6 protein-coding genes and 5 pseudogenes are annotated in these 11,469 nt (G+C 59.5%); 8 read left to right on the top strand and 3 right to left on the bottom strand.

All coding sequences use genetic code 11. The features are described from left to right. The first annotated feature begins 283 nt into the window (after positions 1-283). From ACVIIV_RS15850 to ACVIIV_RS15830, 5 genes and pseudogenes are all read left to right on the top strand, one after another. On the top strand, positions 284-547 hold the full coding sequence (locus ACVIIV_RS15850) for a transposase (protein ID WP_456748740.1): 264 nt from the start codon (positions 284-286) through the stop codon (positions 545-547). A gap of 22 nt (positions 548-569) precedes the next feature. Beyond that, a pseudogene (gene tnpB / locus ACVIIV_RS15845) lies at positions 570-680 on the top strand (IS66 family insertion sequence element accessory protein TnpB); the annotation flags it as partial. Then, entirely contained in the window at positions 640-924 is a 285-nt protein-coding gene (tnpB, locus tag ACVIIV_RS15840) for an IS66 family insertion sequence element accessory protein TnpB (protein ID WP_456748739.1), read from the top strand. The pseudogene tnpB (ACVIIV_RS15845) and the gene tnpB (ACVIIV_RS15840), both read left to right, overlap by 41 nt. A 69-nt stretch (positions 925-993) precedes the next feature. Continuing rightward, positions 994-2,545: pseudogene (gene tnpC / locus ACVIIV_RS15835) on the top strand (IS66 family transposase); the annotation flags it as partial. 848 nt (positions 2,546-3,393) lie between these two features. After that, positions 3,394-3,935, top strand: a pseudogene (locus tag ACVIIV_RS15830) (transposase); the annotation flags it as partial. Between the two features lie 30 nt (positions 3,936-3,965). On the opposite strand, the pseudogene ACVIIV_RS15825 reads toward ACVIIV_RS15830, so the two are convergent. Further along, positions 3,966-5,099 (bottom strand): annotated as a pseudogene (locus tag ACVIIV_RS15825) (IS256 family transposase). A 116-nt stretch (positions 5,100-5,215) separates the two neighbouring features. Here ACVIIV_RS15825 and ACVIIV_RS15820 point away from each other — a divergent pair. The 3 genes and pseudogenes from ACVIIV_RS15820 to ACVIIV_RS15810 form a co-directional block, all read left to right on the top strand. Next, positions 5,216-5,715, top strand: a pseudogene (locus ACVIIV_RS15820) (transposase); the annotation flags it as partial. A gap of 83 nt (positions 5,716-5,798) precedes the next feature. Next, complete coding sequence (locus tag ACVIIV_RS15815; protein ID WP_456744990.1) at positions 5,799-6,062, top strand: hypothetical protein; 264 nt, start codon at positions 5,799-5,801, stop codon at positions 6,060-6,062. A gap of 98 nt (positions 6,063-6,160) precedes the next feature. Next, the gene (locus ACVIIV_RS15810; protein WP_456744989.1) at positions 6,161-7,207 is read left to right on the top strand and encodes an ATP-grasp domain-containing protein; all 1,047 of its coding nucleotides are present in this window, start codon (positions 6,161-6,163) and stop codon (positions 7,205-7,207) included. A gap of 462 nt (positions 7,208-7,669) precedes the next feature. Here ACVIIV_RS15810 and ACVIIV_RS15805 read toward each other — a convergent pair whose 3' ends face one another. Both ACVIIV_RS15805 and ACVIIV_RS15800 read right to left on the bottom strand, forming a co-directional pair. Further along, entirely contained in the window at positions 7,670-8,572 is a 903-nt protein-coding gene (locus ACVIIV_RS15805) for a TauD/TfdA dioxygenase family protein (protein ID WP_456744988.1), read from the bottom strand. Between the two features lie 533 nt (positions 8,573-9,105). After that, positions 9,106-10,671 (bottom strand): class I adenylate-forming enzyme family protein, encoded by a 1,566-nt coding sequence (locus tag ACVIIV_RS15800; protein WP_456744987.1) that lies wholly within the window; start codon positions 10,669-10,671, stop codon positions 9,106-9,108. Positions 10,672-11,469 lie beyond the last annotated feature (798 nt).

Here is an 11,469-nt window from a genome sequence, read left to right as displayed (position 1 = left end):
CTTAGTCGGTAATTTGAAGGCGCTACGACTTCCCCGTCCGTGCAAAACCCGTCCCTTTTTTGACGCCTCCACCTCTCCTCGTAAGCGCTTAGCCGTAACCCTTGCTTCGGGATCTGGATAGCTATGCGAAGAAGCCTCCAGCTTTGGACGGAGGTTTTGGATGGGATTGGACAGCAAAAAGGACGTCCATTTGGACGACCCATCGGCGGGGTCGGTTAAACGGCTGGAAGTTCTTGAAGGACCGTCGGGGCGCCGCGTGCGTTCGGAAGCTGAGTGAGCTCGGATTGTCGCCGAGAGTCTGTTGCCCGGTGCCCAGGTGTCCGAGGTCGCGCGCAAGCACGGAGCGACGCGCTGGCAGATCTACGATTGGCGACGGCGGTTTCGCCAGCGAGGCATGTTGCCGCCGTGCGAGGCATCCCCGCCGACATTCGCTCCGCTGGTCGTGGAACGTGCTTTGGAGGAGCTTCCTGCTCCGGCGATCAAGCTTGAGATCTTGTCGTGCTGCGGACGGATACGGCCATTGATGGTGAGCAGCTGTCCCGGGTGATCCGTGCGGTGCGAGCGTCACGATGATCGCGGCCGGTGCTGATCTGAAGATTTACATCGCGACGCGGCCGATCGACTTCCGCTGTGGCCACGATGGGCTTGCGGCGAAGGTGCAGGAGCTGCTTCGTCTCGAGCCCGTTCAGCGGCGCAGCCTTCGTGTTCCGATCGAAACGAGCGGACCGGATCAAGATTTTGGTCTGGGATCGAACGGGCCCGGTGTTGGTGCCCAAGCGTCTCGAAGGTTGCAAGTTCGTTTGGCCAACAATCGCAGACGGCGTGATGCGGATATCGCCGGCGATGTTCGCGGCCCTGTTCGAGGGGCTGGATTGGAGGTTGGTCCGCCCGGAAGAAGCGCGGCGTCCTCAGGCGGCCGGATAACTGCGGCAGAATGACTCGGAAGCTATTTTGAACGTGGCACGCGCAGCGGCGATGTGCTCGAAATAGCGCATGAGCATCGCGGCGCTGCGCGACGAAAATGAACAACTGAAAGCGCTTTTGGCGCAAACGCAGGCGGCCTTGAGCGAGCATCAGGGGGCGCTTTCGGCGTCGGAGGAAGCGCGGCGTCGGCTGGAGGTCATCCTCGGCGAATTGCGGCGCGACAGGTTCGGCGCGAAGTCCGAGAAGCTGCGGCCAGATCAGTATCACTTACCGTTGGAACACGTGGAGATCGCGCAAGGCATCCTGGACGCGGCGCAGGAGAGAGCCGAGGCTGTGAGCAAGGGCCGATCGCGCAGCGTGCCGGATCAAGGTTCTTATCGCAATCGCGGCTGCTTGCCTGCCCATTTGCCGCGCTTGGAACGGATCATCGAGCCTGCAAGCACGCTCTGTCCGTGCGGTTGCGGCGCCATGACGAAGATCGGCGAGGACGTCAGCAAGCGCCTCGACGTGATCCCGGCGCAATGGCGCGTGCTGGTCACGCGCCGGCCGAAATACATCTGTCGTCGCTGTTCGGGGCCCGTCGTGCAGGCGCACGCACCGGAGCACGTCGTGCCCGGCGGACTGCCGACCGAAGCGGCCATCGCGCACGTGATCGTCTCCAAATTTGGCGACCATACGCCATTTTACCGTCAGGCCGAGATCTATGCGCGCCAGGGGATCCGGCTTGATCGGGCGACGCTGGGCAACTGGTCTGGCCGCGCCTGCTTCCACCTTTAGCCCATCGCGGACCACATGCGCCACCACCTGGCCATGGCGGATCGGTTGTTTATGGATGAGACCAAGGCGCCGGTACTCGATCCGCGGCGCGGCCAAATGAAGAAAGGCTACTTCTGGGCGGTCGCCTCAGACGACCGCGGCCACAGCGGCCCAAGTCCACCGATCGTGTTGTTCAGGTATGACCCCGGTGTCAGCGGTGCCTTCGCGCAGCAGTTCCTGGACGGCTTTGGCGGACGCTACCTGCAATGCGACGCCTATGACGGCTATGACCGGTTGAACGAAGTCGTTCGACCACAAGGGCCTTGGACGCTCGTGCATTGTTGGAGCCATTTGCGCCGGTGCTTCGTCAAATTGGTGCGCAACAGCAAGTCACCGATCGCCGAGGCCGCTGTTCGGCACATCGCGCAGCTTTACGCCACCGAAGACATGGTGCGCGGCTCATCGCCGGACATCCGGCTGGCCGCGCGCAAGGAGCAATCGCTGCCCATGGTAGCCGCGTTGAAGTCGTGGTTCGAGAAACAGTTGTCGATGATCTCCAGCGGATCGACGCTCGCCGAGGATATCCGCTATGCGCTCAATCATTGGGAGGGGCTGACGCGCTTCCTCGAAGACGGACGTCTCGAGCTCGACACCAACCCGGTCGAGATCGCCATCCGGCCAATCTGCTTGACCAGGAAAAACGCTCTCTTCGCCGGACATGAAATGGGGGGAAAACTGGGCCTTGCTGGCATCGATCGTCGCCACCTGCAAACTCAACGACGTCAATCCGGCCAGCTACATCGCCGAAACACTCGAGGCGATCATCGACGGCCATCCCCATAGCAGAATCGAAGACCTCATGCCTTGCGATTCCGCAAGGCGTCAAGCCAGTCTCAACAGGGCCCCGGCTGAGCGCTTACCTCTCCTCCTCTGTTCGTGTTCCCGAGGCGCTCCTGATCGGCGCAGAGCGGCTCATCAGGCCTGGAGCCTTGGTCAGCCCGGCGCTCCCTTTCCGGCATGTGATCTCACAGGTTTCGATCCGTCCCATACCTTTGGGCTGCTCCAAGACTCCGGGACGAGCCGAGGACCTCGCCCCTAACGGTCCTGCCGACGCCGTCTCCGGCCAACCCGAACAGAAGGCCTCAGCGGGTACATGATCTCGCGGCTGACACAGGGCTTCAGCATCCGCTGTCCGCGTTCAAGAACGGCGTCGCCGCCATCCTTGCAAGACGCTTCCCACTGACGGGCTGCACTTCTACCGGGAGGGCTCGAATCGTCTGGATCGCGTTGAAAGGTTGCAGGTTACATTCCATTCTCATTCCAGGACTTCGCCTGCCGCAAGAGTCGTCTTTGCCTAATCGGCGCGATCCTCTTGAGCAGAACAATGTAGGGCCCGTCCAGCGCGCCCGCTACATGCCCCTGGAGATCATAACGTCGTCGAGCGATGATCCCACCCGTCAGCTTTCCCGGTGATCGCCAGGTGACCTGTCCAACTCTCACCCGTATCCCACCGCCATTTGCACCACGCAGGGACACGATCGTTTAAGACAAGGAGAGCATCGCTCGTCTGTGTGTTGTTGCTGTGAGCAGCAACCGCCGCACCAATGGCACCCAGGAGCTATTGCTGAAAGTTGGTGACAGCGGGAATCGGGAAGGCGGCATATCGTGGGGGTGCTTGACGCCTCCACTTCTCCGCCGAAGGAGCGATATGCCGTGTCCAAAGATAACATCATCAAGCTGATTCAGCCAGGAAACGTCGAGGATCAACTCACCGAAATCTTGCGCAATGGGGCGCGTGCTCTGTTGGCCGAGGCGGTCGAGACCGAGGTCGCGGACCTTCTCGGCGAACATGCCGATTTGAAGACCGCGGACGGCCACCAGCGTGTCGTGCGCCCCGATCAACTGCCGGAACGCGAGGTGATGACCGGTATCGGTCCGGTCGCTGTCCGCCAGCCGCGTGTACGCGATCGCGAGCCGGACGCTACCGACCCGGCCCGCATCCGGTTCTCGCCGTCGATCCTGCCGCCCTTCATGCGCCGGTCGAAGTCGATCGAGACGCTGCTGCCGATCCTTTACCTGAGGGTGATCTCCACCGGCGACTTCTCCGAGGCTCTGGCGGCGCTGCTCGGCAAGGATGCTGCCGGGTTGTCGGCATCCGCCATCGGCCGCTGAACGACGGTTGGCTTGACGAACACACCGCGTGGCAGAGGCGCGATCTGTCGGCGAAGCGCTACGTCTACATCTGGGGTGATGGGAGCTATGCGGGATTTTGGGTGACGAGGTGATCAGGCGGCGTGGTTGGCCGGCACTTGGATGACCTCGATGCTGTCGTTGAATCTGACACCCGCGATGACCTTCGGCAACTGATTTGTGCCTTTGAGCCGCCGGCCAGGTCTTCGATGCGGCGATGACGAGCTTGAACACCATCAGCTTGGCGGTTCTCGGCGACAACGAACCCTTTGGTGCGCACCGTCCGGCGCCGCACGGTGGCGAACACGCTCTCGATGGGATTGCTGGTACGCAGGTGATCCCAATGCTCGGCAGGAAAGTCGTAGAAGGCTAGCAGCGCGTCGCGATCCTTCAGACATTCGACCGCGCGCCCGTATTTGGCGCGGCATTTCTCGGCAAAGACGTCGATCGCCGCTTCGGCGGACGCCCGGTTCGGCGCCCAATAGACCTCGCGCAGATCCTTCTTCATGGTGGCTTGCTCCGCGAGCGGGACCTTGTCCAGGACATTCACGGTCTTGTGCACCCAGCATCACTGTTGCCGTGTGCCGGGAAAGACCTCGTCGAGCGCCTTCCAGAAGCCGAGCGCGCCGTCGCCAATGGCAATTTCGGGCGCGATCTGCAATCCGCTCTGTTTGACGTCGATCAGCAGCTCACGCCAGCTCTGCGCGCTCTCCCGCACGCCGACCTGGAAACCGATCAGCTCCTTCTTGCCCTCCGGCGTCGCGCCGATCAGCACCAGCATGCACTCGCCGTGGTCTTCCATGCGGGCCTGCAGGAAGACGCCATCGGCCCCAGCAAGGCTGGTCAGCGCCTCCTGGAAATCGCCGGTCGAAATGCCGCGCAAGTAGAGCGCCGGCAACAGCGCATCCAGACTTCTGGTCCGCGGTGCCCACAGCGGCAGGATCGCCGAACTGAACCGGATCCGCTCGCCATTGCTGGACGCCCCGCGGTCGCGAGTCTTCGCCCGCGCCACCTCGACCGGGCCGACTCCGGTCTGGATCGTTCGCGCCGGGCCGTACCCATGCCGCACGACACTGGGCGCGTCCGTCGGGAAGCTTCAAATCCTTCACCGTGGCAAGAAAGGTCTCGACTTCCGCCTCGACAGCCTGTGCCAGAAGCTGCCGCGCACCGGCGCGCAGCACATTGGTCAGTGGATCATCGATCTCGTCGGGCTGACGAAGCGGGACAATGTTGCTAGTCTCGTCTGGCGTATCGCTCTCCTTGAGAGGTTCTGGCAGGCTCGACACCCGCCTCGATACGCCGCCTATCTCAGCCGTCATCACCCACTTTCCCGCATGGCTCAGGTGATGGCATCCATCTCCAAGCATGCCTCGAAGACGAAAAGCAGTGCATCCTGGTGCTGATCGGCGCGACGCCGGAAGGCCGCAAGGAACTGGTCGGTTTCACCGATGGCGCCCGCGAGAGCGCGCAGGACCGGCGCGATCTGTCAGGAAGGGCGCTGGTGAGGTCTGGCCGAAAATGCGGGAGCAGCGCTGCTGGGTGCACAAGACCGCGAACGTACTCGCCAAGTTGCCAAAGAGCCAGCAGCCGAAGGCCAAACGCGCGTTGCAGGAGATTCGAAACCACGGCCGCCGCCGAGCTGGCGTTCGACGCCTTCATCGAGAGCTACACGCCCAAACGGCGCCCGTGATGGTCTTCAAACTGCTTGAGGCCGCGCAGAAAAGCTGGCGTCGTCTCGATGGCCACAACCAGTTGCCAAAACTCGTTCCTCAGTGTGACATTCAACGAGGGATCGAGGTCATCGCCAAATCGACTGACCGTCAGCCCATAACCGCCGCCGCCTGACCGGCCAGGCCCGTCACCAAAATTTACCGATAGCTCGACACCCAGTCAAAGCGCGGAACCAGTTGGCAATTGCAATTCGTCCAATGAGCGCGTCGAAAGCGCTTTGCGGCAAGCGGCTCTGCCGGTTCGAGGCTAGCGATTGTCTGGCTTCCGACGACGGCACAAACATTGTCAGGTTTGAAACAGTGACGTTCTTCGCCGGAATGCTCCCTTTGCAATGGGCGATCAATAGCTTAGACAACGAGAGCAGCGCTGGCACGGCGACTGCTTTTTGGGATGCAATAACGCTGAGTGCATGCGCAGCTGTTGTCACAGCAACAAAGCAGATCGTCGCGAATAACGTCTGATTCTATTTCGAGGTGCTGTCCGCCCTCTTTCTTACGATGGCGGCTCGCCATCTCGAACTCTGGATTGTGCACGCGCTTAACGTTGCCAAGGGAACGTCATGAGATTGCTCTTACTCACAAGCCGCGCGGATTGCTTAGGTGAAAATGATGTACTTATCAGTAACGCGTTCCGTCGTTTCGGCTGGGAGGTAATTCTCGGCGAGATTAATGCTATTGCGGCGGATGACTACCGTTATTTCACACAAGGAGTGATGGTACATGGAAGCGGTGAGCCGTCCCAAGTCGGCTCTGCCGCACTGGGGACTTACAGCGCATATTTTCTAGACGAATGCCAGCTGATCTGGGCCAACAGTGAGCCCCACCCTAGCGTGGCTCGTGATGTCTGGCAAATGCTGTGGCTCGCTTCCCAACATACCGCCTTCGTCAACAGCATTGAAGGCCTGATGCTTCTAAACACAAAACATGCATTGGGCTACCTCGTGCCAAAAGGCAATAGAGCTTACTCATATGCGTCGAATGATTTCTCGCTACTTTGTGACCGCTATCAACAGAGCCCAGATCAGTGGTGGGTGGCCAAGCCGCCGAACGCCTATTGCGGGGAAAACGTCTTCTTGCTTCCTCCCAACGGACCAAATGTTCGGACGATCCTCCAATGTCTGACCGGAAATACTGACGCACAGAGTGCATTCCGACCTCTCGCCGAAAAGGAAGTCCGCACCATCATACAACACCAATCCCGCTATGGGTTAAGCGGCTTTAAAGCTGAGTACGCCATTCTTCAGCACTTTATCCCCGAAGTAGCGCAAGGCGAAAAGCGCGTTATTATTGTTTGTGGACAGGCGGCTGCCTGGCATGGTCGGAAACCGCGTCCAGACGATCACAGGTCAAATATTGCGCAAGGAGGAAAGCCGATTCCAGTCGATTTGCATCCCGATGAAATCGAGCTTACCGAGTCGATCGGCCAAAAGCTGATGGCACACGGGATCAATTTCGTCGGGATAGATCTGGCTTATCCTTATATAATAGAGGTTAACATTGCTGACGCGGGCGGACTGTACGATGCGCAGTTAGCTTCTGGGATAGACCGCTCGGATAGGGTTGCGGAGCTAATCATTGCTCACTTTAAGAAGACTTGTTCTTCATGATTGGGCGCTGTCCTTATACTGTCCGTCGGACAGTTCTCGCCACAGGTAAATAACTTGGCCTTCAGCGGACGCGCCGAAACCGGACGCGCCAGCTGGAAACCAAGCGCGATAATGCCCGTATCGTGCAGCCTAAGAAAGAAACCTTCAGTGGCGCGCCGTCACGATCACGTGTCGATTGGAAATCGCCAGGCAGAATTGTCCGCTCCGCTGCCGCGATCATTAGAGAAGAAGCGGTAGGCTGCCTTGGGTGTTCGCTCAATCCTGGCGACGGGCAGAATGCTTTGTCCCGTGGGGCTTCCAATCTGCGAGAGCGGTTTTGCGGAATCTGTCGCCAAGCCGCGCCTCCCTAAACTCACATCCACTATTCTCTCGATAAACCCAAGTTTCACCTTCCAAGCACGCAAACAGCCTTTGGCCGATCGATCCCTTGATGTCAGCCCTATAGAGCAACCAACTCGCGCATCAGGTGCTCAAAGTTCTGAATAGTTGAAAGCTGCGCCGGCCGTCGACACTGACGGGTACCTCGCCATCTATGGCCGCGCGACGAACGACTCGACCCTGGTCGCCGTAATCCCTGACCGCATAATGCATCGTGGCGCGGTTGTCCCAGATAGCGATGTCGCCTTGCTTCCAGTTCCAGCGCACCGTGTTATCCGGCGCGGTGAGATGAGACTCGAATAGATTGTACAACCTCTGGCCATCAGATTTCGGGATGTCAACAAAACGTTTCACATAAGAGCCAAGCACCAGCGCGCGCTCGCCGGTTTCGGGGTGGATACGTACTACGGGGTGCTGGCTTTCGATCCTCGTTCTGGCAACAAATTCGTCATAAAGTTTCCGATCGGCTTCGCTGGGGCGGACGATTGCGGAGAAGTCGAACTCGCTGGTGTGAACAGCCCAGAGGTCATCCGCAAGCCGTTGCAGCGGCGGCGGCAGGTCGAGGTAGGCGGCCGCGGTGTTTGACCACACCGTGTCGCCACCGACTAGTGGGATTACAACGCCTCGCAACACCAAAATTTTGGGATAGGCATCCACGAAGGAGAGATCGATGTGCCAAAGGTCAGCCCGGACTCCGCGTGCGGAATCAAGCTCGAGGAGCGTCGTTCCCTCGACAGCACCTCCTAGCGGCGGCACAAGCTTCCCCAAACGAAGAGCAAAGTGCTCCTGCTCGGCGTCGTCGAGATGGCCTTGGTCGCGGAAGAAGATGACCTTGTGCTCAAGCAGTAGGCCACGGATCGCAGCGATGGTCTGGTCCGGCAAATCACCCGACAATTTGATGTTCCTGATTTCGGCGCCGATGCGCCCCGCGCGCTTGAAGACCTGGGCACGCGGAATGACATTATCGGTAAAACCGGTTTCACTCATGCTATATCCTCCAACGTTGCAGTTCTTCACCAGCAGAGCCCTTCAGCCGTGACACGAATTGGTTGATCGCTGGATTAGACAGGGTACCAGACCTGCTGTAATCCGCCCGTTAGTGCGATCCCACACGAAATCGACCACACACCCGCGGCTAATTGGAACCACTCCCCACTTCGCTGAGCTCCTCGCGACCGCGGATGACGGCGCACCCCGCCGCCTTTTTCCTCAGCGCTCGCCATCACGTCCCTTCAACGCAGCAGCCTGGGTGATTTGAAGCCGCCCCTGCAGGTCGGCTCCGGACGCCCGCTTCCATCTTCAACACGGTTGCGCCGGCAAAAGCGCACCAGCGATGAGGCACACGGTAACAGGAGTTCTCCACCCTGCGAGCTTCCGAGGCGTCAAACCTCTGCAACCCGAACCAAGGCTTCGATCGGACAATCGACCTCCACTCGATGGCTTGGAAGATTGTTCGCGGCCGAGTCGCCAAGAGTACCGAACTACTTGCACGCGTGCGGAACCTGATCTGAAAGATGGCTTCAGCGCCAGCGCCTCTCCTCACCGTCGTAGGTGTCCGACAACGGATCGCTGATAGCCATCAGCTCACGTTTGAGCACCTTGTTGCTGCTGACGGTTCTCGGAAGCTTCGGCGTGAAGGCGATGTATCGGGGCACTTTGAACACGGCAAGGCGCGCACGAGCATGCTCGAGAATGCGCTCTACATGCAGGTGGGCTGGCGTGAGCCCATCTCTCAGTTCCAGATAGATCTTGACCTCCTCGCCCCGTCTATCATCGCGAACAGGCACCGCGGCCACATCCGCGATCTCGGGAATCTCGCGGATGATGGCCTCGACCTCGCGTGCAGAGATATTGTCACCAAAGCGACGGATTATGTCCTTCTTGCGTCCTACGAACCAATAAAACCCGAGTTCGTTGCGGCGCATTAGATCACCCGTCTTGAACCATTCGCCATCGAAGCAATCTGCATTCGCCTCCGGCCTGTTCCAGTAGCCCTTGAAGATCCCACGCCCCTTCACCCACAGCTCGCCGACTTCGCCGACCGCGGTAGCGCTGCCGTTATCGTTAACCAAGCGCAGTTCCCGAAACGGGGCACGAATCCCGAGCGAACCAGCGTCATTCATCTCTTCGACGCCGGGAGGCATTTGCGTGCCGTTTCCGATTTCCGTCATGCCCCAGGTGAAGATGCCGCGCACGCCAAGCTGCTCGCGAAATCGGCGTACCGTCTCAGCATTCCAGCCGTCGTACTGCCACACGTGCTTCAAGCATTCCGGTACGTCGTAGTCACCTTCCGCTATCAGCCTCGGCAACGCACACCATTCGATGCGGTAGTTCCTGACCCAATCCATGAGTCGCGACGGCTCAAGTTGCTGAGCGACGTACACCGTGCCGCCCTGGCCATATGAGTTCAGAAGAATACTCGGCCAGAACATGTACGCGGAGGACGCCCAACTCAGATATCTCCGGTAGGGGACCAAGTAGGCACACACATACGACAACACCCCCCAATAGTCGTGCGTCAACATGCACCCCTTCGGAAGGCCCGTCGTGCCCGAGGTATATTGTATCGTCAACAGGTCCTCGGGGCGAACTTCCTCGTCCACCGGCGATTCATCGATACCCTTAGACAGTTGATGAAGATTGACAACTGCCCCGTCGGAACACTGCCCGACGAGAATTACTCTCTCTCTGGCAAGTTCTTGCGGCCAGCGGTCCATCGCGCGGAACACTGGCCATGCAGATTCATCGACGATGGCGAATTTGGCCTGGGCATCGCTCATGATGTATTCGACTTCCCTCGCCGTGTAGTCCATGTCGATAGGGACCATCACCGCACCGAGCTTTGCGACCGCGAACCACAGTGTCGGCATTTCTATGCGGTTGGGCAGCATCACCCCGACGCGATCGCCTTTGCGCACTCCGAACGTGCGCAACGCCTGCGCATAGCTGTTGGACCTACGATCCATCTCGGAGTAGGTCGCGCGCTCGCCTCGCTCAAAGATGTCGACTGCGGTTGTGGAGCTATGCGTTCGCGCCCGAATCGATACAAGCTGCCCGACCGTTGTGGATTCATATGCGGCCTCCAAGGCCCTGTCCCTGCGCAATGCGCTCTCTACCTGGTGGTGCAGTTGGTTTGATGCAGAATTTGTAGCGCGCATTAGAACAACCTCAGGTTCATGGGACAACGAAGAAGTCGGCCAGCGGAAGCAAGCTTTCCACTTTGACAGCTTTCTTGGGCTGCCTTCGGCCAGAGACAGCGTATGGCCCCGGGCGTCTGGCACGCTCGTGAAATCGACACGCTCAGCTCTCCACTCGGATTGAGCTTGAACGCTCTAATGATGAGCTGCATCGTCGGCTATGCTGCGAGGTCGGCTATGCTGCGAGCTGTTATTTGATCGTGCATCAATAACAACGATCGGAAAACTACCTATTCTGGTGGAGGAATGCGCTAGTGCAAACGTCGCGGCACTAAGTAATGTCCCGAGTCACAAGTTCGCACCGAAGGCTCGTGTCGCTGTACGAGGGATGCAGGCAAAGGCGACGGAGTCTCCAATGGTGGTCCGCGACTTGCTTCGCTGACATAAAGTGAGATTTTCGTGCGAACTAAAGTCGCTGACGATCCGGTGAAAGACGGCACAGGCGCTACCACGGAGAGCCCGGATGGGAATATGGTCAGAAAAAGGAAGTATTGGCCATGCTGGTCCAGGACGGGCCAGCCGGCAGGCGAGTCGCAGCGTCTTTTTGTGAAGCAGCGTTTTGCCGGGCTGCACGACGAGCCTCGCTCCGACGGCGCGTATGATTGACCATGCCCGTTCGAAGCCGTGATCGTGAGAATGTTGGAGCTTGTCCCGAGAACGCCGCTCATTTGTGCTCCCGCGGCATGA

This window comes from Bradyrhizobium sp. USDA 4354 (genome assembly GCF_054060315.1).
Note: the sequence above shows the minus strand (reverse complement) of the source record. Positions and strands in the feature narration are given on the sequence as shown.